We start from the raw sequence: 23,267 nt of genomic DNA, 5'->3' as shown, positions 1-23,267 counted from the left end.
TTCAGGAACCGGCCTGGTCGTCGGGCGGGGGAGGCGTCACTCCGCCCGCGAGACGACCGGTGGCGGCCTGCCGCCGTGGCGTACCCGCCGGGCGAGGACCGTCGTTTCCCTCCGCCGGGAACAGGTCGCAGCCGGGACAGGTGTACGTCAGCTGAGCGGTCACCTCGGCGCGGTGCCGGATCAGCGCGCGGATCTCCGCGTCGATCTCGGCGAGCTTCCTCAGTGAGACGGCGACCGACTCCGGGCACGAGGCACCCGCCTCGTGACCCGCCCGCAGACAGTCCACGAACGGCCGGGCGTCCTCCAGCGTGAAGCCCACCGCCAGCAGCGATCGGATCTCGGCGACCAGCCGGACGTCGGACTCGTCGTACTCCCGGTAGCCGTTGGCCGCACGCCGCGCCGAGATCAGCCCCTGCTGCTCGTAGTAGCGCAGCGCGCGTGCGCTCACACCGGCCCGTTCGGCCAGCTCACCGATCCGCATCGGCTCCTCCCGCCCTCTGGCGTCAGCGACGCTACCCCCTGACACCGGCGTCAAGGTCAAGCCGGGAGGCGCCGTGGGCCGGACGGTCGCGCCCGTCCGGCCCACGGCGGAACTCAGTCCGACCAGTCGATGATCCGGGCGCCGGCCTGGAAGCGGAGACCCGGATCGGCGTAGCGGGCCTCGGGGACGGCGTAGAGCATCGCCACGCCGAGGTTCTGCGCGTGGTAGCCGGCCACGAGCTTGGCGATCTCCGGACCCGTGGCGGGCAGGCCGCCTCGCGTCAGCGCCATGCCGATCTCGGTGACGAGCCGGGGGTCGGCCGTCGAGTCGTTCACTGTCATGTCGTGTCTCCTCCTCGGAACTAGACCGCGGCGGGCGTCGCGGCGGCGGAGTCGTCGGCCATGGCGGGTACGCGGCGATGCCAGTCGGTGGCCTGCTGGAACGCGTCGCCGGCGGTCAGGATCGTCGCCTCCGCGAACGCCGGCCCGGCGAGCTGCATCGACAGCGGCAGCCCCGCCGCGGTGAACCCCATCGGCACGGCGAGGACCGGGTTGCCGACGCAGTCCCAGTACTGGGTGAAGATGAACTCGAACATCGCCTCGACGTCGATGGTGCCCTCGGCGTCGGTGATGTCGTCGTAACGGGGCGCGGGCAGGGCCGTGGTGGGGCAGACGATGACGTCCACCTCCTCGAACAGCCGTGCCACGGCGTCCTGCGCCACCCTCCGTACGCGCTGGGCCTGGACGTAGTCCGCGCCGGACACGAGCGCGCCACGGGCGAGCAGGAGACGGGTGGAGGCGAAGTAGTCGGCCCACCGTTCGACCAGGTCGTTGCGGTGGTACGCGAGCGCCTCGGCGCACATGGTGACGAGGTTGGCGGTCAGCATCTCGGGCCAGTACGGCAGCGCGACGTCGGTCAGGGTGGCGCCGAGCGAGGTGAGGGTGGCGAGCGCCTCGTCGAACACGGGGCCGAGCGCGGGATCGGACCGTTCGGGGAAGTGGTGGTCGCGGACGACCCCGATCCGCAGGCCGTTCAGGGAGCCGCCGAACTCCGGCGGGGCGAGCGGGAGGTCGACGCAGTCCGGGTCGCTGGGATGGTGCCCGGCGATGACCTCCAGGACGCTCGCGCAGTCACGGGCGCTGCGCGCGAGCGGGCCCACGTGGTCGAGGCTGTACCCGAGCGGCGCGCAGCCGGACTTGGGCACCCGGCCGAACGTCGGCATCAGGCCGGTGACCCCGCAGAACGCCGCCGGAATGCGGATGCTGCCCGCCGTGTCGGTGCCGAGCCCGGCGAAGAACATCCCCGCCGCGACGCCGTTGCCGGTGCCCGAACTGGAGCCGCCGGGCCAGGTCCGCGGATCCCAGGGGTTGCGCGGGACCGGGAAGGGCTTCGTGGGGTCGACCATGCCGCAGGCGAACTCCATGGTGGTGACCTTCCCGGTGATGACCGCACCGGCCGCCCGCAGCCGGGCCACGACCGGCGCGTCCCGGCCCGCGCCCCACGCCGGATCGAGGATGAGGCTCTGCGCCGTCGTCGGTCCCTCCGCGGCGGCGAGGATGTCCTTGACGCCGAACGGGATGCCGTGCAGCGGGCCGCGGTCGAGACCCTCGGCGAGTTCGGCGTCGGCGCGTTCGGCGGCGGCGAGCGCGGTGTCGTCGAAACGGGCGAGATACGTGCCGAGCTCTCCGTCGAGCCGGTCGGCCCGCGCGATCGCCGCCTCGGTCAGTTCGGTGCTCGTGACGGTGCCGGCGCGCAGTGCGGCGGCGGCGTCGGTCAGCGTGACGGGTGTGGGCATGGGGGAACTCCTCCAAGGGCCTCGGGAACTGGGGAGATGCCGGTTATCCACAGGGAAGGCGCAGGTCTTTTCGCGCTGGGGGACCGGGCTGGACAATGGAAGTGGGGTCGCCCCCCTGGGCGGGCGGGGGCTGTCTGGGCGGGCGGGGGCTGTCTGGGCGGGCGGGGGCTGTCTGGGCGGGCGGGGGCTGTCTGGGCGGGCGGGGCTGTCTGGGCGGGCGGGGGCTGTCTGGGTGGGTGGGGGTTCGTCTGGTGGGGGTCAGATGCCGGACGCGTGTTCGCGTACGGCTCGGGAGACGAAAAGGAAGCGGTCGCCGCGTGTGTGGATGTGGGCCAGGTCGAAGGCGCGGCCGGTCGCGTCGCGGATCACCTGTTCGATGGTGATCAGCGGGGCGCCCTCGGCGACGTCGAGCAGCGGGGCGTTGGTGGCGTCGGCGGGTGCGCAGCCGACGACGAACTCCGACTCGCCCAAGCCGATTCCGGCGTCCCGCAGCAGGGCGTACCAGTCGGTGTCGAACGGCAGGGCGAGCAGCCGCTCCGCCTCCGGGAACAGCACATAGTTGGTGGCCAGCGCGGTCGGTTCCTCGTCGAGGAGGGCGACGTACTCCAGGCGCAGGCACGGGACGCCGGGCGGCGCGCCGAGGCGTTCGGCGGCGATGGCGGGCAGCGGGATGGTCGAGCGGTCGAGCACCCGTGGTCGCAGGCGGCGGTTGAAGACGCTGTCCACCCGGGGGTCGGCCGCGCCGTGCGCCTCGGCCAGGCGGGCGAGGACGGCGTGTACGACGACGTGGGTGCCGACGCCCTGCCTGCGGTCGATGAGTCCCTCGCGGCGCAGCAGGGCCAGCGCCTCGCGCACGACCGCCCTGGTCACGCCGTACGAGGTCATCAGTTCCGGCTCACCGGGCAGCTGTCCGGCGGGGAAGCCGTCGCGCAGGATCGCGGAGCGCAGCAGGTCGCGGAGACGGCGGACGTGAGCGTCCTGGGTTCCTCCCGGCCCGTACGCCGCCGTCACCATGGCCGTGGACATTACGGACATGTCGTTTCGCCGCGATTCCGGCTCGGTTACCCGGTCATTACGCGGCCAGGTCATCAGGGCGGTGCCCATGGGTCAGCCGACCTCCTCGGTGGCCGCGCCGACGGGGGCGGACACCGTACGGGCCGGAGCCGTGGGCATGCCGAGCGGCACGGGTCCGCCGCCGGGCCGCCAGGCGCTGGGTTTGCACCGGTCGCGGCACGAGCCCTCGGTGGAACAGCAGAGCGAGCAGATCGTCCCGCCGTGGTACGGGCAGGCGGCCATGTCGGCGGTGTCGTACGAGCCCGCGCAGACCGTGCACGGCAACTCGCCGTCCGGCAGGTCGCTGGTCCGCGCGATGTACCAGCGTCCCCGGGTCGCCGCCGCGATGACGGGCGGCAGCACGAGCGCCAGCACCAGGGCGATGAAGGGTGACAGCGCCGCCGCGGTCGCGCCGAAGGCCCCGTAGTAGGCCGTGATCGCGGCCGCCGCCGCGATCACCATGGAGCCGAACCCCACCGGGTTCACGTTGTAGAGGTGGGCGCGCCGGAACTCGATGTGCGCCGGGGAGAGCTTGAGCAGCCGCTTGTTGATGAGCAGGTCCGCGGCGAGCGCGGCGATCCAGGCGATGCCGACGTTCGCGTACCAGGCGAGGACCGTCACGATGTGGTGGTAGACGTCCAGCTCCATGAGCACCAGCGCCAGCCCCACCTGCAAGAACACCCACGCGGCGCGGCCCGGGTGACGGTGCAGCAGCCGGGAGAAGAAGTTCGACCACGACAGCGAGCCCGAGTACGTGTTCATGATGTTGATCTTGATTTGGGAGAGCAGGACCAGCAGGCCCGCGAGGACCAGCGCGGCGGTGTGGTTCCCGGTCAGCCGCTGGTAGACGACGGTGAACAGCTCGACCGGCTCGGCCGCCCGGTCCGGCGTGGTCTGCGTCTCCGCGTACCCCACCAGCAGCGTGGACGCGAAGAAGATGACGACGGCGAACAGTGTCAGGCCCGGCCCGCCGAGGATGACCGCGAGCCGCCACCGGCCCGCCCGGCCCGGCTTCGAGTCGGGCATGAGCCGCAGGTAGTCGCCCTGCTCGCCGACCTGCGCGGCGAGGGACAGCTGAGCGGCGGCGATGGTGAAGACCGCCAGTACGGTCACGCCGGTGGCCGCCGTCGCGGGGATGTGCGGGTGGACCATGGTGTGCGCGGCGTGCGGGGCGGTCGCCGCGGACCCCAGCGCGACGCCGATCAGCGCCACCCACAGCGGCCAGGTCCACGCCTGGAACTTCGCGGTGAAGCTCATGCCGTACACGGTGAGCGGGATCATCACTAGGGCGACGACGGCGTAGGAGATGTGCAGGTCGAGGTGGGTCAGAGCGGTCAGGGCCTGCGCCATGATGGCGCCCTCGTAGGCGAGGAAGATGAGCGTGTACGTGGCGTAGACCAGCGAGGTGAGCGTCGAGCCGAGGTACCCGAAGCCGGCGCCCCGGGTCAGCAGGTCGATGTCGATGTGCTTGCGGGCGATGGCGAAGGCGGCGGTGAGAGTCAGCGGAAACGTCACCGCGGTGGCGACCGCGAAGCCGAGCAGGGCGTTGCCGAACCCGAACGCGTTGACGAACGCGGCGTCGAGCGCGTAACCGGCCATGGCCGACAGCCCGGCCAGACAGCTCAAGAAGATCATCCAAGGTGACCAGGAACGGAAGGCGCTCGGCGCGTACCGGAGGGAGTAGTCCTCCAGCGCCGGATTGTCCGCGAGATCCATGTCGCTCCCTTGTGCGTGGAACCTGGGCGGGAACGCTAAGGACGCCCGGTTGCCACCTGATGACGGGGCGATTGCGCGCTGTTACGCCGGAACCGCACCGCTGTGACGTGGGAAGACGCACGGAGCGACGGGAGATGCGCCGTCGTCCGGAGGGTTCGGCCGCGGCTCGGCGCGGCCGGGATCGTCAGCCCTCGCGCTCGTGGAGCTCTCGGACGAGCAGCGGCAGCAGGCCGGGAAGGTGCCGCTCGATCGTGTCGCGGCGCAGGGACACCGCGCTGCCGTTGCCGTGGTGGCGCTGGTCGATGAGCCCGGCTTCACGCAGCACGCGGAAGTGATGGGTACGGGTGGCCTTGCCGACCGGGAGGTCGAAGGAGCCGCACGGGCGTTCGCCGTCCGTGGGCGCGTCCGCGAGCTCGGCCACCACGCGACGCCGCGAGTCGTCGGAGAGCGCGGCGAACACCTTCCCCAGGTCCACGGTTCACCCCCGGCCTTCCGTCGCAAAGGTACGGCTTACATCGTACCAATGCCGGACGCTAGTTTCCGCAGGTATGGAAATCGTCATACCTGAGGTGTCCGGCCCCATCGGCCTCTACGGGTTCGCCCGCCCCGCCCCGAACGCGCGGCGGACCACTGGCTGCTGCCGCTCAGCTGAAGGGGCCGGCCGCCGAACCGGCGGCCGGCCCTTCGTCTCAGGCGTTCAGCAGGACCTGGTCCAGGAGCACTCGAGGTTCTGGCCGGACGGCGCCCGGCGTACCGCGTTGACGGCGGCCGTGGGGCCACCGGCGAGCCGTACGGCGATCTTGTCCTCGATGTCCTTCGGCGCACCGCCCTGGTAGCCGTTGAACATGCTGGAGAAGACCAGCTTCTCGCCGTTCGGGTCGGTCACGTACCCGGACAGGGCGCTGACGCCGGTCAGCGTGCCGGTCTTGCCGTGCAGGTTCCCCGCGGCGGGCGTGCCGGTCATCCGGGAGGCCAGCGTGCCGCCCACGAGCGGATCGGGCTCACCGGCGATGGGCAGGGCGTTGTACCAGGTGTCGAACCAGCTCTGGGACCGGGCGCTCCTCAGCACGTTCGTGATCTGCTGCGGCGTGGTCTTGTTGGTGGCGGCCAGCCCGGACCCGTCGGTCAGCTTGATCTGCGAGGTGTCGACTCCGTGGTTCTTCAGGTACGCCGTGACCCCGGCCAGGCCGGCGTCCCAGGTGCCCTTGCCGCTGACCTTGCGGCCGATCGCCTTGACGACGGTCTCGGTGATCGGGTTGTTGCTCAGCTTCAGCCACGGCACGGCGATCTGCGACAGGGGGATCGACACGCGGTCGGTGAGCACCTTCGCGGTGCTGGGAGTGGCGGCCTCGGTGATCGTCCCGTCGACCTCGACGCCGTGTGCCTCGAGCGCGTCGCGGAAGACGTCGGCGGCGTACATCGTCGGGTCCGGCGCCGTCGTCAGATGGTCGGACTCGGCTCCGCCCGCCGGGTAGGACCCGGTCACCTTGACGACGTTCGTGCCGTTCACACGGTCGACCGAAAGCGTGGAGGCGGAGCCGGCCGCGCCGGTGACCGCCTCGTTGTCAATCTTGATCACGCTGGTCGGCGGTGAGACGGCGACCTTGACCGGCTCGCCCGCGGCGCCGGGAGTGATGTCGACGCCGATCGAGCCGATGTCGTACACGTCGTCGGGCGCCACGGTCAGCGCCGAGATCCCGGCCGCGTAGGAGTACGGCAGGTCGGAGGGGTCCCAGTCCGGACGGGTGCGCTCGGCGTCGAACCAGGTGTCGTCCGCGACCAGGTTGCCGGAGACCTTGGTGACGCCCTTGGCGGCGACGGCCGCGGCGAGCGCGTCGTACTCCTGGGCGCGCATCGTCGGGTCTCCGGTGCCCTTGAGGTAGAGGTTGCCGTTGCCGACGGCGACCTTGGTGTGGAAGCGGTAGTCCGAGCCCAGCAGGCCGAAGGCGGCCGTCGAGGTCTGCAGCTTGTTGTTCGACCCGGGGGTCTCCTGGGTCGACGAGTCATGGTCGTACAGGACCGCGCCGCTCTGGGCGTCCCGGACGATCAATCCGACGCTCGCGCCGTTGAGCCGGCTGTCGGAGAGGATCTGGTCGAGGTCGGTCTTCAGGTCGTCTGACGAGGGCCGGGCCGTGCCGGTGGCCGCGCCCGCGGCGGCCGGTGAGGCCGAGACGAGCACCCCTGCCAGAGTCAGTGTGAGACCGCGCTTTACCAGCTTGCGCATGTCACCCCTTCGTCGGGAAGCATTGTTCGTTGACGCGGTGAAACACCGTTGTTTCTTCGTACGCGCCGGACATCTGATCGGCATGCGGAAAACGCGTCGACCTTATAGACGGATATGGGCCCCTGAGTGTGACATGCCGCAGGTCGTGCGTTCTTCATATATCGCCTTCACAGCAGGAAGCCGCCGCCGGCGCGCAGGTTCTGGCCGGTGATCCAGTGGGAGTCGGGTCCGGCGAGGAAGGAGACGACGTCGGCGATGTCCTCGGGACGGCCGAGCCGCCGCAGGGCGGTGAGCGCGGCGGTCTGTTCCAGGGCCTCGGGCGGGTTCGACGCGCGGAGCAGGTCGGTGTCGGTCGCGCCGGGGGAGACGGTGTTGACGGTGATCCCGCGCGCGCCGAACTCCCGTGCGGCCACGGCGGTGAACTGCTCCAGCGCCGCCTTGCTCGCGCAGTACAGGGCGTGGCCGGGCGCCGGCAGGACGGTGTTGAGCGTCGAGATGTTGACGACCCGGCCGCCGTCACGCAGCGCGGACGCGGCCCGCCGCATCGCGAGCAGCGGAAACAGCGCATTGACGGTCATCACCCGGTCGAACTCCTCGGCGGTGAGGTCCGCGATCGGCGCACGCGGGTTGACGGCCGCGTTGTTGACCAGGATGTCCAGGCCGTCGCTCACCGGCGCGAACAGCGCGTCGAGGGCGGCGGGGTCCTCCTGGTCGGCGCGTACGGCGATGACGCCGTCGAGCCGGGCGGCGAGCTCGTCTGCCTGGGCCTTGTTCTCTTTGTAGCTGAACACGACGGTGGCGCCGTCGCGCGCCAGGCGGCGCACGATGGCCCGGCCGATTCCCCGCGAGCCGCCCGTCACGATCGCTGTCTTCCCGGTGAGCGTCATGGCCCGGGACGCTAGGGCGCGCGCTGCTCGACGTCTTGAAGGAACGCGCACAGCTCGGTGGGGGTGACGCCGCTCATCGCCCGCACCTCGCGGGTGAAGTGCGGCTGGTCGGCGAACCCGCCGGAGGCGGCCGCCGTGGCGAAGCTCGCAGACGACCTGCTCAGCGCGTACGCGGCGTGCTGGAACCGCGTGATCCGGGCGACGGTCTTGGGCGGGAGGCCGATGTGGCGCCGGAACCCGAGCTCCAGGTACCGGCGGCTGGCGCCGAGCTCAGCGGCGAGCGCCTCGATCGTGCGGCGGCCCGCCGGTTCCTGCAGCCGCCACCACGCGCGCGTCACCAGCGCGTCCGGCGTCCGGTCCGGAGCCAGCCAGGCGCTCAGCCGGTCGTCGAGGACGGCGAACCGCGCCGCCCAGTCCGGCGCCTCGCCCAGCTCGTCCACCAGCGGACCGGCGCGGCGGCCGAGCAGGTACTCCAGCGGGACGGTGACCCCGGTCAGCTCGCTCATCGGCATCCCGGCCAGCGCGGACACGCCCGCGGGCGTCAGCCCGAACGCGACGCCGCGGCGCCAGCCGTCCTCGTACACGGCGGGAGTGGCGCGCGGACCGGTGACCAGCCGTACCGGGCCCGCGAAGTCGATGATCACAGTCGTCTGGGCCAGCGGGAAGAACCGCCGCCGCGACGGACCCGGCCTCGTACGGAAGCCGGAGTATCCCGAGACGAAGGGGCGCAGCCGCGGCTCCGGCAGGCGGGAGACCGCCCGGCACGGCCCCGCGCCCACGTCCGCCATCGCCGAATGGATCTGGATCACGAGCCCATCCTGGCCGGTCGGCCACTTGGACAGAAGCTCTCGACGGGTGCACGAAATGGTGCATTCCTGTGCGCGCGATGGCTCTGCCCGGAATCGGGGGCCTGCCACCATTCGCGACATATCCGGCGAATCGCACGAAGGAGGTGACCGCGATGCAGCCGACCGACGTCATTTGGCAAGGCATCAGCCTCATCGACTGGGGCTGATCCCGACCGGAGGGCGCCGCGTTCGGGCGGCGCCCTCCGCGGGAACTCACCGGTTACCTGCCCGCGCCACGCTCATGCGTCGAGCGGTCCGCGGCGCCGACGGTGTCGCGCGGGGGCGGGTGAGGTACCACGTGGCCGCTCCGGCGAGGAGCATGAGGACGCAGGCCCACGCGAACCAGTCGCCGAACCGCGTGTACGGCGTGGTGGTCGCGCGGGACGGCAGGTCGGCGCTGACCGAGACCATCGGGTTCCCGGCGGTTCGCACCTCGGCCCGTACGCGGCCGTGCGGGTCGCTCACGGTCAGCGCGCCCTGCCGCGCGGCCCGTACGACCGTCATGCCGTTCTCCACTCCGCGGGTGACCGCCATCCTGCTGTGCAGCCACGCGTCGTTGGAGAAGTCCCAGGCGGGAACGAACAGCGCGGTCGCGCCACGCTGCCGGTAGTCCCGTACGAGGCCGGGGAAGTCCAGGTCGAAGCAGATGGCGATGGCCCAGCCGGTTCCGGTGCCGGGGACGAAGGCGGTGCCCTCGCCGGTCGTGAAGTCGCTCTCGGCCCCCGGTACGAGGTGCCGTTTGAAGTAGGTGACCGGGCGGCCGCCGTCGGCGGGAAGGTCGATCGCCGCGTTGTAGAGGGCGTTCCCCCGCCTGAGCGCCAGCCCGGCGACGATGTCGGTGCGCTGTTCGACGGCGAGGCGGGCCAGGGGGCGTTCGAGCGCGGCCAGGTGCGCGTCATCGGTGAGGAAGACCTTCTCCGGGAGCACGATGACACGGACGTGCTGCCCGGCCAGCGAACGGATCCGGGTCACGTACGCGTCGAGCATGTCCCGGCCGGCGGGCGTGCCCACGGTCACCGGGTCGATCGCCCGGTCGGTGGCCAGCAGCGCCGTGCGCTGGGTCTGCCGACCGTCGGAGGAGTGCAGCCGCAAGCCGCCGTATCCCAGGGTCAGGGCCAGGATGGTCGTGGCTGCGACGGCCACCGGGAGGCGTCCCCTGGCGCCGGGAGCGGTCAGGGCCGCCACCGCGGCCGGTGCCCCCATGAGGAGGAAGGTCACCCCCCACACGCCGGTGACCGAGGTGAGCTGCAGCACCGGCAGGACGCTCGCCTGGGTGTAGGCCAGGCTCCACCAGGCGCCGTTCGGCGCCGCCAGCGACATCACGTACTCCACGGTGACCCAGGTCGCCGGGAAGACGATGATCGCGGTGACGGAGCGCCTTCGCAGCATCAGGGCCCGCGTCGCGAGGACCGCCAGCCCGAACAGCACCGCCGAACCGACGATGACGGACACGGCCAGCGGCGGCGGTATCTGCACGGTGTCGAGGAAGTAACCCCACATCCTCGTCTCGCCGCCCAGCCACGCGGCCGCCCCGACGGCGAACGCGATGACGCCGCGCACGCGCGGCGCCACCGCCAGCACGGGAAGCGGAGCGAGCCAGGTCAGCCAGGGCACCGGCCGCAGACCGGTGCCGAAATAGAACAGCACGGCCGACGCCACCGCGATCCCGATCAGGGCGGCGGCGGACCGGGTCTTCGAATTCATCGAACACGTCTCCCTCTGGTTGGGAATCGCGTCGATGATCCGTACGCCGCCCCTGACCGCACATCGCCGGGAAGCATGAACGCGGCATCACCCGTGCGAGTGAGAGATCCCCGCGGCCGGTCAGCCCGAGGCGTCCTCGGTGAGGAGGGGGCGCATGAAGGTCCGCTCGTAGCGGAGGACGCAACCGCTCTCGTCGCGGATGCGGTCGGCGGCGACGAAGTCCGGATCGTTGCCGAACAGGCCCCGGTAGCTCTCGTACGCGGCCAGACTCGGGAAGCTGAACAGCGCGAGCGCCTTGTCACTGGCCCCTTCGGCGGGAAGGTAGTAGCCGTGGTGCGTCCCGCCGTGGCGGTTCACCAACTCCACCCAGCGACGCGCGAACCGCTCGAACTCTTCGATCTTCGCCGCGTCGATCGTGTAGTCCACCACGCAGGTGATCATCATTCCTCCGTCTCCCGGGTTGAGGGCGCTCGCCCCATGCCCGAAATGGCGGGTGATCACCCCCTGAATTGTGGTCTTATGCCGGTGACCTTGTTCCAGCGGACGGCGTAGCGGGGGTTGGCATGATTCTGGTGACCGGCGCGACCGGCAATGTGGGCTCCGAACTGGTGAGCGCGCTGGCCGAGGAGGGACACCGGGTACGCGCCCTGGTGCGCGATCCGCGGAAGGCGACTCTGCCGGCGGGAGTCGAGCCGGTCACCGGAGACCTCAACGAGCCCGGCACCCTGACCGGCGCGCTGTCCGGCGTGCGCGCGGTGTTCCTGTTGCCCGGCTACGCGGACATGCCGGGCCTGTTGACCCGGATCCGTGAAGCCGGGGCGGAACGCGTGGTGCTGCTGTCCGGTGGTTCGGCCGGAGGCGGGGACATGAGCAATGCGGTGTCCCGCTACATGATCGTCTCGGAGCGGGCCGTCCGCGACTCGGGTCTGCCGTGGACCTTCGTACGGCCCAAGGCGTTCATGTCCAACGCCCTCCGCTGGCTGCCTCAACTCGCGGCCGGTGACGTGGTGCGGGTTCCCTTCCCCACCGTACGGGCCGCCGCCGTCGACCCGTACGACATCGCGGCGGTCGCGGCGCGATCACTGGTGACCGGCGAGCACGAGGGCCGGATCCATCTGGTGTCGGGCCCGGAGTCGCTGCTCCCGGCGGACCAGGTCGCCGTGCTGGCCAAGGTCCTCGACCGGGATCTGCGCTGCGAGGGCATGACCGACGAGGAGGCGCGAACCGAGATGGAGGCGACCATGCCGGTCGAGTACGTCGACGCCTTCTTCAGCTTCTACGTCGACGGCACGCTGGACGAGTCACAGGTCGAGCCGACCGTCCAGGAGGTCACCGGGCGCCCGCCCCGTACCTTCGAGCAGTGGGCCCGAGCCCACGCCGAGACGTTCCGCTGAGCGCACCGCCGTCGACCAGTGTCACATCCTCTTCTGCGTCTGAGCGCGCTATGAGGAGTGGCCGGAGAGGAGGGCGCCGAGCCGGTCGGGTGAGTCCGCGCCGTCCGCCGCGAGGACGGCGCCGGTCCCGTCGGTGACGACGGCGTACGGCGGCCAGGGGATGCCGTTGTTGTCATAGACGTCCGGGTCGATCAGCACCGGAAGGTCGACGCCGTGGTCTTCCAGGTACCCGCGCACCGCCCGCTCCTCGTCCGCGCTCACGAGGACGACCCGCATCCTCGCGCGCGCCGCGAGGAACGCCGGGAGCATCGCCGTGCACAATCCGCACGCCGGTGACACCAGCGCGAACAGGGTGGGGGCGCCGGCGGTCGCCGTCTCCACCGGTACTCCGAGGGTGAAGCGTGTGCCCGTCCGTGGCCCGCCGGCGTCCGGCGCCCGCGGGCCGAGCAGGGTCACCGCGCCGACGAGGCCCAGGAAGACCACCGCCGGCACGATCTGGGCGGCGCGGAACGGCTCCGCTCCCGCGACGGCGGTCATGACCGCCAGGACGAGCAGCAGTCCCGTACGGGCCACGGTGAACGGGCCGACCCGGGAGCCGCGGGACGAACCGAAGCAGCCGCAGTCGACGTCCAGGCCCCGTCGCAGCACCGAGACCATCGCGGCCACGAACACCGCGAAGAGCGCCGCCGACAGCAGCCCGCCCCACCGGCGGGTGACGGGAACCACGAGAAGCACGGCGGCCACCGCCTCCACCGCCGGCACCGTCACGGCGGCGGGCAGGGTGAGGCGCCGCGGCAGCAGACGGTAGCCGTCGATGACGGCGGCGAACCCGCGCACGTCGCGTACCTTGCCCACCGCGGCGGTCACCAGGACGACCACCAGCGCCGGCCACGCCGCCCCCAGAACGGTCACGGGACCTCCTCCGTCGGAAGGTGTGACCACTGGGCCGTGTCTTCGATTCCCTCGCTGCGCTCGGTCATGGGACCTCCTCCGTCGGAAGGTGTGACCACCGGGCCGTGTCCTCGATTCTCTTGCTGCGCTCGGTCATGGGACCTCCTGGTAGGCCGAGGCCTGCAGCCGGTACAGCTCCGCGTACAGGCCGCCGTGGTCCAGCAGTTCTCCGTGGTCGCCCTGCTCGGCGATCCGGCCGTGGTCGAGCACGTAGATCCGGTCGGCGAAGCGGACGCTGGCGAGGCGATGGGTGATGAGGATGACGGTACGGCCGTCGGCGTGTCGCCGGATCCGTTCGAACAGCGCGTGTTCGGCGCGGGCGTCCAGCGCCGAGGTCGGCTCATCGAAGATCACCAGCGCCGCGTCGCGGTAGAAGCCGCGGGCAGCCGCGATGCGTTGCCACTGACCGCCGGACAGGTCGTGCCCGCCGCGGAAGCGGCGGTCGAGCAGGGCGTCGTAGCCGTGCGGCAGGTCGGCGATCACCTGGTCGGCCCCGGCCGCCGCCGCGGCGCCCACGAGACGGTCCTCGTCCACGGGGCGGCCCATGACGATGTTCTCCCGTACGGTGAGGGGCCATCGCGTGTGGTCCTGGGCGATCACGGAGATCCGCTGCCGGAGGGTGTCGCCGTCCAGTTCGGCGAGGTCGGTGTCGTCCCAGCGGATCGTCCCGGCGTCGGGCCGGTAGAGCCCGGCGAGCAGTTTGGCGAACGTGGTCTTGCCCGATCCGTTCTCGCCGACGAGCGCGATCACCTCGCCCCGCGCGACCGTGACGCTCACGTCCGACAGCGCCGGCTCGCTCGCGCCCGGATAGGTGAAGGACACCTTCTCGGCGGTCAGCCGCTGGAACGGCGCCGGCGGCGCCGTCCCCCGTGGCGCGCGGATCCGGGTGGCGGCGAGTTCGCGGAAGCTCAGGTAGTCGCCGAAGTACAGGCCCGCCTCGTACAGGCGGTTCACGGTCTGCATCAGCGCGGCGAGTGACGCCTGACCGGCCCTGATCGCGAGCACCGCCGCCGCGGCCATGGCGAGCGGGATCATCCCGCCGGCGAGCAGCCCACCGAGCGCGCAGTACACCGCGACGGTGGCCGTGCCGGTCAGCAGGTCGCCGGAGGCCTTGGCCGCGGTCTGGCGGCGGGCCGTCCCGAGCTGGACCTGTTGCTCCTGCTCGGCGACGCGGTCGTACTCCTCCAGGAGGAACGTGCGGAGCGTGAACGCCCGGACCTCGGCGGCAGGCTGCCGCTCGGCCATCAGGTCCGAGAGCATGAACTTGCGCCGTCGCGCCGTCGACAGCCGGTAGAAGGCCTCATAGCGCAGGCGGGCGGTGCGCAGCGCGGTGTACCCGGACGGTACGGCCGTGACGAGGAGCAACGGCATGAGGATCGGGTGCATCAGGCCGAGCGCCACCGCCGGGGCCACCACGCCGACCGCGCCGGTGACCGCGCTGACCGTCGTCTCCACCACGGTCGCCGTGTCGGGAACGCCGTTGTCGCGGGCGCGGCGCATGGCGTTGTGGAAGTCGTGGTCGTCGAACGCGGTCAGCTCGACCTCTGTCGTCAGCTCGAACAGGCGGGTCTCCGCGTGCCGCTCGACCTGCGGTTTCAGCCGTGCCTGCGCCCAGCCGGCGACGACCAGCAGGGTGCCGCGCAGGCCCGCGGCCAGGGCGACGACGAGCAGTGCGGGCAGCGCCGCCCGCACCCGGCCGGGTGTCGGCCCTGCGGCGAACAGGGGCGAGAGCACGTCGGAGGTCGCCAGCAGCCCGAACGCGGTGAAGAAACCGGCCAGGAGGTTGCCGCCGAGCGCGACGGCGGTGTCCCGGCGGCTCGCGCGCCAGGCGAGCCGGAAGGCCGCGGCGACGAGCGCGGGCAGCCGGCGGGCCATCGTGCCCAGCCCGGCCGACAGCAGTTCCTCGTCGTGGCTTTCCCAGTAGGCGACATCAAGGCCGGACCGGTCCGGCGAAACATCCTCGAGGCGGCGCTTTTTCGGTCGCAACCTCATCCGCGAAAGTCAACCGTCGGTGGGCAGGTAAGGGTATGACTACGCCATGACACGGGTGACACTGTAAGTGAAGATTTGCACCATGTAAACGCCTCCTTACCGTATTCATGCGCAGTCGGATGCTCACAGAACGCGGTCTGGACAGCCTCCCGGACGTCTGTTCATAATGCGTCGGTGTTCACGTCCGAATCACTATGTGGAACCCGGATGTGACGAACACGGGGAACGGCGCGTACCCGCATCGCCCCCAGCTCTTGCCCCGTACCGGCCGCTCAACAGGTGGCCAAGGAAGGAGCCCCCATGTCCGCACTTCTCCTCGAGCCCCGTGACGCGGGCGTCCTCGACCCCGAGGACCTGGACGTCGACTTCGAAATGGAGTTGACCGGGCTGCTGCACGGCCCCCAGGCCTGCGTCAACACCTGCAAGCGCACGGTCTGCAGCACGTACCCGTGCTGCCCGTCCATCGTGTAACAAGCCGAGAACAGGCCCGGCTCCGCGAAAGACCGGGCTTCGGTCCACGGGCGTCGGGAAAGGCCATCGCGCCGATCGGTGGCCTTTCCCGGCCGTCCCCTTATGCGCTCAGGGATGGCGATGGACACACCCTCATCTGAAGCCGGTCCGGACATTCTCGGCCTGATCGCCGAGCTAGCCGACCGGAATGGTAGGGAAATTGGTTCGGACGACACGTGGATAAATGTTCACGACCCCACGTTCAAGCTGGACCCGCAGGGCTGGAAACTCCATGTGTCGGCACGTCCGGCGACTCTGGAGGCCACGCTTCGGCGCGCCATTCCGATTCTGTTCGCGGTGGCCTGTGACTTCAAGGTCGTACGGTCCACGGAAATGCTCCGTGAGTTGAACTCCGGCGACCTCGACGCCGGAGCGGTCGGCAAGGCGATCACCGTCTACCCGCCCCAGGAGGCGGTCGCCGAGATCGGGCATCGCCTCGCCGAGGCTCTCGTCGGGCTGGCCGCGCCGCGTGTGGTCAGCGACCGCCGGGTGCGGCCCGACGCGCCGGTGTACTACCGGTATGCCCCGTTCGCGCCGCAATACCGGGTCGACGACAACGGTGACTTCGAGCTGGTGGTGGTCGGCCCGGACGGTGAGAGCCTGCCCGGCACGGCCGGCGCCGAGTACACCTGCCCGCCGTGGGCCACCGACCCGTTCCGCCCGGCCGCGCCCGTCCCGGCCGGCACCGCCGGCGGCGGCGCGGCGGCCCCGCCCCGGGCCCGGCGCATCGGCGGTCGCTACCGCGTGACCTCGGGCGTCATGCGGGGACCGCGCGGCAACGTCTACCGCGCGGTCGACGCACGCGAACGGCCCGTGGTGGTCAAGGAGGCCCGCGCGTACGTCGGGGAGAACGCCGACGGCACGGACCTCCGGATGTACCTGCGCAACGAGCTGCGGATCCTCACCGCGCTCGCCGGAGTCGCCGGCGTCCCCGAGCCGATCGACCACTTCCGGCACGGTGAGGATGAGTTCCTCGTGATGACCGACGCGGGATCCAGCGACCTCAACCGGTTCGTGGGCGAGCAGGGCGTGTTCCGCGACGCGCCCGGCGACCGGGACCTCGCCGTACTGGCGTCCCGGCTTCTCGGCGTGCTGGACGCCGTGCACACCCGCGGCGTCGTCGTACGGGACCTGTCGCCCAAGAACGTCGTGCTCGGCGCGGACGGCGGCTGCACGCTGATCGACTTCGGCACCAGCCGCTACGAGGACCTGCAACTGCCCGGCTGGAGTCGCGGCTACAGCGTCCCCGACCAGCGCACCGGACGGGCCTCCGTGCCCGCCGACGACTACTTCTCGCTCGGCGTGACCCTGTTCTACGCGGCCACCGGCCTGAACCCGATCATCATCGACCCTGATCCGGAGCGCGGGGTGGAGCGGACGCTGCGGTGCCTGGCGCGGATCTTCCCGGGCGTGACCACGGGCGTACGCGGGCTGCTGCCGCGCCTGCTCGGCCTCGACCCGGAGGAACGCGCGGAGGCCGCCGCCGACATCCGGGCCGGGCGGCACGGCCGGACCGCCACGACCGCGGCCCGCCCGTACCCGGCGCCCTCGGCGCCGACCGGCGAACTGCTGTCGGCGGTCCTCGCGCACACCACCCGCGAGTGCGTCCGGTACGCCGAGAAACTCCTGGAAGGTCCGGCCGACGTACGGCGCTCCAGCCCACCGGTCACGAACGTGTACGGCGGCTCGGCCGGGGTCGGCATGGAGCTCCTGCACCACCCCGAGGGCAAGACCGTCGCCGCCGACCTGGCGCGGTGGACGGTCGAGAGCATGCCACCGGCCGAGCTGCCGCCGTCGCTCTACTTCGGCATGACCGGCACGGCGCTGTTCCTCACCGCCGCCCGGCTGACGGCCGTCCCCGACCTTCCGCTGCCCGAGCCGATCCGGCGTACCGGAAGGGAGCCCGCCGACCAGGCGCACGGCGTCGCCGGGATCGGCACCGGCCACCTCCTCCTCGCCGCCGTCGACCCCCGCCCGTCCCACCACGAGGTCGCCGCCGAGTGCGCCCGGCGCCTGATCACCGGGGACGTCGCCGAGCCCGGCGACGCGCCGGAGGTGGAACTGCCCGGCTCCGGCGTCGCCGTCGACCTGGCCTACGCCCACGGCGCGGCGGGCGCCGCGGACTTCCTCCTCGCCCATCACGAGGCCACCGGCGACGCCGAGTCCGGCGTGGCGGCCCGGACGCGGTTCGCGGACCTCGCCGAGGCGGCCGAGGCGTTGATCGGCGACCTGAACGGCCCCGCCGCCCGCCCGATGGGCGCGTCCTGGTGCCAGGGGATGTCCGGCATCGCGAGCGCCCTCCTCCATGCCGCAAGCGCCTACGACGACGACCGGTACCTGGCGCTCGCCGAGCAGGGCGTCCGCGCCTGCCTCGCGCTGGCGCCCCGCGCGTGGGTGACCTCGCAGTGCTGCGGCCTCGCCGGAATCGGCGAGGCGCTCATCGACGCCGCGATGACGACGGGCGACCCGGCGTACTGGCAGGGCGCCGAGGAGATCGCCGCCCTGATGCTCACCCGCGCCGGCGGACCACAGACGCAGCCGATCTTCCCCGGCAACGACCTGGACACCCCGGCGTACACCTGGGGAACCGGGACCGCGGGCGTCCTGTCGTTCCTCCGCCGCCTCGACCACCGCACCGGTGCCCGGCTGTGGACACCCGGCTGGTGCCTCCCCACCTGACCTGCATCGCCACAAATCGCGTCATCCGCATCACCGGCCACTCCGGCGTCACTCCTGCGCCTCGTGACCGCGCCATCTAAGTAGGTACCTACGTAGTCCCACCGTTGTCCGCCCTGCGGGTCGGCGGAGACGCTGGCGGTGATGAGTCCAACGGTCACCGGTCGCCAGGGGGGTGGTTCCGTGTACCGGAACAAGCAGTGTGAGCGTCCGATGTCACGCAGATACAGAAGCTCGATCCTCCGGCTCGCCGCGGGAGGGTTCCCGCTGGCGCTCCTCGTGGTCGTCGCCGCCGCGAGCATGCCCGGGGCGATCGGTAGCCGGCAGGCGTCGGAGGCCGACCACACGACCATCGTCGAGGCCGCGGGTGGCCTGGCGGGAGTGGTCGCTCTCGTCCTGGTCTGGGCCGGCTACCTGGCGGTGTCGCTGCGGACGACCCGGGCCGAGCTCATCGCCTCACGGGCACGCCTGGTCACGGCCGGCGACACGGCTCGGCGCCGCGTCGAGCGTGACCTGCACGATGGCGTCCAGCAGCGGCTGGTCCTGCTGAAACTGGACCTGGGGCGGGTCGAGTCGGAGGTGTGCGGGGACGACCACCTGCGGCGTCAGCTGAAACGGGCGCAGCAGGACGTGACGGAGATCCTGGAAGAACTGCGGGAGGTCGCGTACGGGATCTATCCGCGGATCCTGTCCGCCGGTGGGATCGAGTCGGCGCTGAGGACACTCGCCCGGCGATCTCCGATACCGGTGCGCCTCAATACGGCCGTCGACCGGGACATCGACGAACAGGTGGAGACAGGCGTGTACTACGTGATCTCCGAGGCCCTGACGAACGTCACCAAGCACGCCCACGCCTCGGTGATCCACGTCGACGTCCGTACGGAGGGGAACCACCTGCGGCTGACCGTCCGTGACGACGGGATCGGCGGGGCCGACCGCCACCGCGGGTCGGGGCTCCTCGGCCTGTGGGACCGGGTCGAGTCCATGAACGGAACGATCGAGCTCACGAGCCCGGTCGGGAAGGGCACCACCTTGTCCGCCGAGATCCCCATCGCGAGCCGGCGGATCGCCGACTCCCGGCTGGGGCTGCCGGCAAGAGGGCCATTCGGTTCATCACGTAGCGTGAAGCATGGTCACGTCAGCGCGGCGGCCCCTCGGGAACCTACCTGAGGAGCGGACACGCTTCGTCGGACGGCGACAGGAGTTGCGGGATGTGGAACGCCTGTTCGCCGACACACGGTTGCTGAGCCTGATCGGGCCCGGCGGCGTCGGCAAGACACGGCTGGCCCTGCGGGCCGCGGCCAAGAAGCGCCGGGCGTTCGCCGACGGTGTGTGGCTGGTCGACCTGTCGCCACTGCGCGGTCGCGGGCTCCTGATCCAGGAGATCAGCACCGCGTTGGGGCTGCGCGACGCGTCGGCGCGGTCTTCGGTGAGCTCCTTGGTGGCCTACCTCCAGGACAAGCACCTGCTCCTAGTGCTGGACAACTGCGAGCACCTGCTGGACGAGTGCGCCAAGCTCGTCGACACCCTCCTGGCCGGCGCATCGGGTCTCACCGTTCTGGCGACCAGCCGGGAACCCCTCAACATCCGGGGTGAGCGGGTTCTCGGCGTGCCGCCCCTGGCGATGCCCTGCCTGAGCGACCGGCCAAAGGCGGAGGCGATCATCCGGTGTGACGCGGTCCGGCTGTTCGCCGACCGGGCCGCGCTCGTGGCGGAGAACTTCGCGATCACGGCGGAGAACTGCGGCACGGTGGCGAAACTGTGCCAGCGGCTGGATGGAATGCCACTGGCGATCGAACTGGCGACCGTCCGGCTGCGGATGCTGTCGGTCGAGCAGATCCTCGAACGGATCGAAGACCGTTTCCATCTGCTGGCCGGCCGTGACCGCACCGCGCTACCGCGTCATCAGACGCTGCGGGCGGCCATCGACTGGAGCTACGAACTGTGCTCGCCGCAGGAACGGATGCTGTGGGAGCGGCTCTCGGTGTTCTCTGGCGAATGCGACCTGCAGGCGGCCGAGCAGGTCTGCGCCGGCGGCGGGATCGCCCGCGAGGACGTCCTGGATCTGGTGGCGGGCCTCGTCGACAAGTCGATCCTGATCCGAGAGGGCCACGGCCAGGCGCGGTACCGGCTGCTGGAGACCATCCGCGTCTACGGGTACGAGCGCCTCGCCCAGTCGGGGGAGGAGGAGGCCTTCCGGCGCGCGCACCACGATTACTACCGGGACATGAGCGGCAGGGCGGAGAGGGAGTGGTTCGGCCCGCGGCAGCTCCAGTGGCTCGAACGGATCCGGCTCGAGATGTCCAATCTCCGGGTCGCGCTGGAGTTCTGCATGAGCGGTCCCGGCGAGGTCGACGTCGGGTTGGAGATCGCCGCCGCCCTGAGAGTCTATTGGATCTTCTACGGATCCATGGGAGAGGCGCGTCATTGGCTGGACCGGGCGCTGGGGCGTCCGACGGACCAGCCTTCGATCAAGGCGAAGGCCCTGTTGGCCGATGCGTTCATCGCTCTGCTGCAGGGCAACATCGACGACGCGGTGCCGATGCTGGACGAGGCCAGCACCGGGCACGCGCGCGACCCTCGGATGCTCACGAGCATCCTCTTCGTCCGCGGAACACTCGCTCTGTTCCGTGGGGACACGGCCGCCGCGATTGCCCTGCTGCAGGAGGCGAGCGGACCTGACGACGCCGGTGATGCCTTCCACACCTCACTCTTCCTGGCGATGGCCGCGGTGTTCGACGGCGACGATCGCGGCACCACCTACAGCGTGGAATGCCGGTCCAGGGCGGAGGACGCCGAGGCGGAGTGGGCCATGACGTGGGGCAGCTGGGTGCTCGGCCTGGATGCCTGGCGGCGCGGCGCCATCCCGGACGCCGTCCCCTTCTTCCGCGACAGCCTGTGGCGTCAGCGGCGGATCAACGACAAGTGGGGCCCTACCTGGAACATCGAAGGTCTGGCCTGGGTGGCGGCGGCCGCCGGGGATCACGAACGCGCGGCGCTGTGCCTGGACACCGCCCGCAGGCTGCGAGAGTCGATCGGCGTATCGATTCCGCAGCTACTGCCGTTCTCCGAGGCCCACAAGGCGTGCGAGGCCCGTGTTCGTGAGTCTCTGGGACAACAGGGGTACCTCGCGGCGATCAGGCGAGGGGCGGGTCTCGAACTCGACCAGGCCATTGACTACGTGCTCGGCGAGGACGACCTGTTGCCCGGCGCGTCCGCGCCCTCACGCGACGCGGCGTCGCCGCTGACGCCGCGAGAGCAGCAGGTCGCCGAGTTGATCGCCCAGGGCAAGACGAACAAGGAGATCGCGGCGAGCCTCGTCATCGCCCAGCGGACCGCGGAGGCCCATGTCGAGAACATCCTGGTCAAGCTCGGCTACACGTCCCGGGCGGAGGTCGTGATGTGGATGACCGAGAGCAAACACACTTAACCGACATACCGGCATGAATGGATATTTACGCCAAAGACCGCATCAAGTTTGCGCGTGAACCCCGAAAAGTCTACTAAGCATGAACGCTCAGGGGGTAGATAGCTCAGGGAGATGTACCCGACCACTCGTCCCTGAGCAGATGGGGGCGTCGAAAGTGAGATATCGGCGCATGAGATCGTTCACCGTTCCGGCCCTGAGCGTGTCGTGCCTGGCGGTATCGCTTTGGCTGGTCGGATGTGGTTCGGCGCGGCCCGCGAGCGCCCAGGGCTCCTTTTCGTACAACGGCTATCAACTCGTGGCCGGTGACGGAAACGGAACCGGCAACAGGAATGTCTGGATCGTCAAGAGCCCAACGATCAACAACGGAATACAGATGATCCTCGGCGGTAATGCCGGAGGCGTCTTCTCCAGCCAGGCCGCGATCTGCAAACGGAAGCGCGCCTGCCGCATCAACCAGAAGATCCACGCACGCTGAGCGCCGCGGGGAGAAACGCCATCACCGGTGAGTCGGGATCGATGCCGTTGTGGCTGGAGTCCGGGTTAGGTGAGTCGGTCTCGGTTGGCGTTCGCTTCGGCGCGTACGGCGTCGGCGAACGCGTCTTCGTCTTCTGGGTCGGTGTTGTCCTGGTAGATCAGCCAACAGCCGCGGATTCCGTCGAGGAGGTCTTCCAGGAGGTCGTGTGCGGGGCGTTTGGGGTCGAGCGGGGTGGTGCGGAGCTCGTTGAGGAGCGCGTCGCGGAGGTGCCGGTCCTGGTGTTGTTCGGCGAGTTCTTCGGCCTGCGCGATCTGGTCGAGGAGCTCGCCGAGGTCGGGAATCTGGCCTTCGGCGACGGTCATGGCGCCGCGGACCAAGCCGGTGACCGTCTCGTACGGGCTCAGGCCGAGTTGGAGAAGTTCCAGCACGATGGTGGGGGTCTCGTGCGCGAGGGCCTCGATGTTGTCGGCTTCCAGGATGATCTGGGTGGGGGCGAGGCCGGAAGCCTTGGCGGTGACGTCGGCGGCGGCTTGAAGCCAGTGGGTCGCCGCGATGGCGCCGGCAGCGGGCTCGATCTCGGTGAACAGGGCCGGATCGCCGAGCGGGTCCGTGGCCAGGATCTCGTCGGCGGCCTGAACCTGGGCGGGCGACGCGCCGGCGCGAGTGAGGGCCACGGCCTGGCGGGCCCGGCCGGCGAGTTCGCCGAGTTCTGCCTGTTCGACGGCGGCGAGTTCGGCTTGAACCTCGGCGACGACTTGTCCGGTCAAGCCGGGATCATTGATGTTGTGCAGGGCTCGACCGACCTGATGCGCTGTCTCCTCGACGGGGTTGTAGGAGACGGTCAGCATGCCGCCGGATGGCAGGTTCGGTCTGGTCAAGGCCTCGGCGACTGTGGCGAAGGCTTCCCGGTGCCCGTCGCGCCGCCAGCCCTCGGTGTTCACCTCAAGATCGTCCGCTGCCGCGGCCGGGTGGGTGTAGGTGCGCCAGGCCTGGGCAGAGAGGAGCGTCAGAGCGTGAACGAGACGCTGAATCGCGTCGTCGGGGACGTCGCGAGCGAGTTCGGCGATGGTTGAGGCGGTGCAGCCCGTACCGGTGTTCCAGAACACCATGAGCGCGTGACGTTCCTCGTCG

General features: G+C 70.9%; 20 protein-coding genes. 6 read left to right on the top strand and 14 right to left on the bottom strand.

Annotated elements, in window-relative coordinates; genetic code table 11:
* Nucleotide 1: 1 nt before the first annotated feature.
* The 11 genes from ACQEV1_RS46220 to ACQEV1_RS46170 all read right to left on the bottom strand — a co-directional run bounded on the left by ACQEV1_RS46220 (nucleotide 2) and on the right by ACQEV1_RS46170 (nucleotide 11,209).
* Nucleotides 2-481 (bottom strand): MerR family transcriptional regulator, encoded by a 480-nt coding sequence (locus tag ACQEV1_RS46220; protein ID WP_285626319.1) that lies wholly within the window; start codon nucleotides 479-481, stop codon nucleotides 2-4.
* A 113-nt stretch (nucleotides 482-594) separates the two neighbouring features.
* Nucleotides 595-822 (bottom strand): hypothetical protein, encoded by a 228-nt coding sequence (locus ACQEV1_RS46215; protein WP_285579552.1) that lies wholly within the window; start codon nucleotides 820-822, stop codon nucleotides 595-597.
* Between the two features lie 20 nt (nucleotides 823-842).
* Nucleotides 843-2,276, bottom strand: coding sequence for an amidase (locus tag ACQEV1_RS46210; protein ID WP_285579555.1), 1,434 nt, complete (start codon nucleotides 2,274-2,276; stop codon nucleotides 843-845).
* Between the two features lie 258 nt (nucleotides 2,277-2,534).
* The gene (locus ACQEV1_RS46205; protein ID WP_433403730.1) at nucleotides 2,535-3,311 is read right to left on the bottom strand and encodes a GntR family transcriptional regulator; all 777 of its coding nucleotides are present in this window, start codon (nucleotides 3,309-3,311) and stop codon (nucleotides 2,535-2,537) included.
* A 72-nt stretch (nucleotides 3,312-3,383) separates the two neighbouring features.
* Nucleotides 3,384-5,045 (bottom strand): purine-cytosine permease family protein, encoded by a 1,662-nt coding sequence (locus tag ACQEV1_RS46200; protein WP_285626325.1) that lies wholly within the window; start codon nucleotides 5,043-5,045, stop codon nucleotides 3,384-3,386.
* Nucleotides 5,046-5,229: 184 nt separating this feature from the next.
* The gene (locus ACQEV1_RS46195) at nucleotides 5,230-5,520 is read right to left on the bottom strand and encodes an ArsR/SmtB family transcription factor (protein WP_285626328.1); all 291 of its coding nucleotides are present in this window, start codon (nucleotides 5,518-5,520) and stop codon (nucleotides 5,230-5,232) included.
* 222 nt (nucleotides 5,521-5,742) lie between these two features.
* A complete protein-coding gene (gene dacB, locus ACQEV1_RS46190) occupies nucleotides 5,743-7,269 on the bottom strand; it encodes a D-alanyl-D-alanine carboxypeptidase/D-alanyl-D-alanine endopeptidase (protein ID WP_433403727.1) in 1,527 nt (508 codons plus the stop codon).
* 167 nt (nucleotides 7,270-7,436) lie between these two features.
* Nucleotides 7,437-8,156: an SDR family oxidoreductase gene (locus tag ACQEV1_RS46185; protein WP_433403724.1), complete on the bottom strand. Its 720-nt coding sequence runs from the start codon at nucleotides 8,154-8,156 to the stop codon at nucleotides 7,437-7,439.
* Between the two features lie 11 nt (nucleotides 8,157-8,167).
* Complete coding sequence (locus ACQEV1_RS46180; RefSeq protein ID WP_433403721.1) at nucleotides 8,168-8,965, bottom strand: helix-turn-helix domain-containing protein; 798 nt, start codon at nucleotides 8,963-8,965, stop codon at nucleotides 8,168-8,170.
* A gap of 252 nt (nucleotides 8,966-9,217) precedes the next feature.
* Nucleotides 9,218-10,708, bottom strand: coding sequence for an apolipoprotein N-acyltransferase (locus tag ACQEV1_RS46175; protein ID WP_433403718.1), 1,491 nt, complete (start codon nucleotides 10,706-10,708; stop codon nucleotides 9,218-9,220).
* A gap of 120 nt (nucleotides 10,709-10,828) precedes the next feature.
* Nucleotides 10,829-11,209, bottom strand: coding sequence for an NIPSNAP family protein (locus ACQEV1_RS46170; protein ID WP_285626342.1), 381 nt, complete (start codon nucleotides 11,207-11,209; stop codon nucleotides 10,829-10,831).
* Nucleotides 11,210-11,271: 62 nt separating this feature from the next.
* Between ACQEV1_RS46170 and ACQEV1_RS46165 the strand changes: the two genes are divergently transcribed.
* Nucleotides 11,272-12,102 (top strand): NAD(P)H-binding protein, encoded by an 831-nt coding sequence (locus ACQEV1_RS46165; protein WP_285626345.1) that lies wholly within the window; start codon nucleotides 11,272-11,274, stop codon nucleotides 12,100-12,102.
* A 48-nt stretch (nucleotides 12,103-12,150) separates the two neighbouring features.
* Here ACQEV1_RS46165 and ACQEV1_RS46160 read toward each other — a convergent pair whose 3' ends face one another.
* Complete coding sequence (locus tag ACQEV1_RS46160; RefSeq protein WP_433403714.1) at nucleotides 12,151-13,014, bottom strand: TlpA family protein disulfide reductase; 864 nt, start codon at nucleotides 13,012-13,014, stop codon at nucleotides 12,151-12,153.
* A gap of 132 nt (nucleotides 13,015-13,146) precedes the next feature.
* Nucleotides 13,147-15,045, bottom strand: coding sequence for an ABC transporter ATP-binding protein (locus tag ACQEV1_RS46155; RefSeq protein WP_433403711.1), 1,899 nt, complete (start codon nucleotides 15,043-15,045; stop codon nucleotides 13,147-13,149).
* 300 nt (nucleotides 15,046-15,345) lie between these two features.
* Here ACQEV1_RS46155 and ACQEV1_RS46150 point away from each other — a divergent pair, with 300 nt between their 5' ends.
* The 5 genes from ACQEV1_RS46150 to ACQEV1_RS46130 all read left to right on the top strand — a co-directional run bounded on the left by ACQEV1_RS46150 (nucleotide 15,346) and on the right by ACQEV1_RS46130 (nucleotide 22,136).
* The gene (locus ACQEV1_RS46150) at nucleotides 15,346-15,516 is read left to right on the top strand and encodes a hypothetical protein (RefSeq protein ID WP_433403708.1); all 171 of its coding nucleotides are present in this window, start codon (nucleotides 15,346-15,348) and stop codon (nucleotides 15,514-15,516) included.
* Nucleotides 15,517-15,618: 102 nt separating this feature from the next.
* Nucleotides 15,619-18,234 (top strand): class IV lanthionine synthetase LanL, encoded by a 2,616-nt coding sequence (lanL, locus tag ACQEV1_RS46145; protein WP_433403706.1) that lies wholly within the window; start codon nucleotides 15,619-15,621, stop codon nucleotides 18,232-18,234.
* A gap of 210 nt (nucleotides 18,235-18,444) precedes the next feature.
* The gene (locus ACQEV1_RS46140; protein WP_433403703.1) at nucleotides 18,445-19,401 is read left to right on the top strand and encodes a sensor histidine kinase; all 957 of its coding nucleotides are present in this window, start codon (nucleotides 18,445-18,447) and stop codon (nucleotides 19,399-19,401) included.
* 43 nt (nucleotides 19,402-19,444) lie between these two features.
* Entirely contained in the window at nucleotides 19,445-21,661 is a 2,217-nt protein-coding gene (locus ACQEV1_RS46135) for an ATP-binding protein (protein ID WP_433403701.1), read from the top strand.
* A gap of 169 nt (nucleotides 21,662-21,830) precedes the next feature.
* Nucleotides 21,831-22,136 (top strand): hypothetical protein, encoded by a 306-nt coding sequence (locus tag ACQEV1_RS46130; protein WP_433403698.1) that lies wholly within the window; start codon nucleotides 21,831-21,833, stop codon nucleotides 22,134-22,136.
* A 65-nt stretch (nucleotides 22,137-22,201) separates the two neighbouring features.
* On the opposite strand, the gene ACQEV1_RS46125 is transcribed toward ACQEV1_RS46130, so the two are convergent.
* Nucleotides 22,202-23,245, bottom strand: coding sequence for a hypothetical protein (locus ACQEV1_RS46125; protein WP_433403695.1), 1,044 nt, complete (start codon nucleotides 23,243-23,245; stop codon nucleotides 22,202-22,204).
* Nucleotides 23,246-23,267 lie beyond the last annotated feature (22 nt).

Source organism: Actinoallomurus sp. CA-142502 (genome assembly GCF_050936355.1).
Taxonomy (GTDB): domain Bacteria; phylum Actinomycetota; class Actinomycetes; order Streptosporangiales; family Streptosporangiaceae; genus Actinoallomurus; species Actinoallomurus iriomotensis.
Note: the sequence above shows the minus strand (reverse complement) of the source record. Positions and strands in the feature narration are given on the sequence as shown.

Bases quoted from the DNA above. Each gene is read 5' to 3' on its own strand.
- ACQEV1_RS46220 (WP_285626319.1), bottom strand. From the start codon at position 481: ATGCGGATCGGTGAGCTGGCCGAACGGGCCGGTGTGAGCGCACGCGCG.
- ACQEV1_RS46215 (WP_285579552.1), bottom strand. From the start codon at position 822: ATGACAGTGAACGACTCGACGGCCGACCCCCGGCTCGTCACCGAGATC.
- ACQEV1_RS46210 (WP_285579555.1), bottom strand. From the start codon at position 2,276: ATGCCCACACCCGTCACGCTGACCGACGCCGCCGCCGCACTGCGCGCC.
- ACQEV1_RS46205 (WP_433403730.1), bottom strand. From the start codon at position 3,311: ATGTCCGTAATGTCCACGGCCATGGTGACGGCGGCGTACGGGCCGGGA.
- ACQEV1_RS46200 (WP_285626325.1), bottom strand. From the start codon at position 5,045: ATGGATCTCGCGGACAATCCGGCGCTGGAGGACTACTCCCTCCGGTAC.
- dacB (WP_433403727.1), bottom strand. From the start codon at position 7,269: ATGCGCAAGCTGGTAAAGCGCGGTCTCACACTGACTCTGGCAGGGGTG.
- ACQEV1_RS46185 (WP_433403724.1), bottom strand. From the start codon at position 8,156: ATGACGCTCACCGGGAAGACAGCGATCGTGACGGGCGGCTCGCGGGGA.
- ACQEV1_RS46175 (WP_433403718.1), bottom strand. From the start codon at position 10,708: ATGAATTCGAAGACCCGGTCCGCCGCCGCCCTGATCGGGATCGCGGTG.
- ACQEV1_RS46165 (WP_285626345.1), top strand. From the start codon at position 11,272: ATGATTCTGGTGACCGGCGCGACCGGCAATGTGGGCTCCGAACTGGTG.
- ACQEV1_RS46155 (WP_433403711.1), bottom strand. From the start codon at position 15,045: ATGAGGTTGCGACCGAAAAAGCGCCGCCTCGAGGATGTTTCGCCGGAC.
- ACQEV1_RS46150 (WP_433403708.1), top strand. From the start codon at position 15,346: ATGTCCGCACTTCTCCTCGAGCCCCGTGACGCGGGCGTCCTCGACCCC.
- lanL (WP_433403706.1), top strand. From the start codon at position 15,619: ATGCGCTCAGGGATGGCGATGGACACACCCTCATCTGAAGCCGGTCCG.
- ACQEV1_RS46140 (WP_433403703.1), top strand. From the start codon at position 18,445: ATGTCACGCAGATACAGAAGCTCGATCCTCCGGCTCGCCGCGGGAGGG.
- ACQEV1_RS46130 (WP_433403698.1), top strand. From the start codon at position 21,831: ATGAGATCGTTCACCGTTCCGGCCCTGAGCGTGTCGTGCCTGGCGGTA.
- ACQEV1_RS46125 (WP_433403695.1), bottom strand. From the start codon at position 23,245: ATGGTGTTCTGGAACACCGGTACGGGCTGCACCGCCTCAACCATCGCC.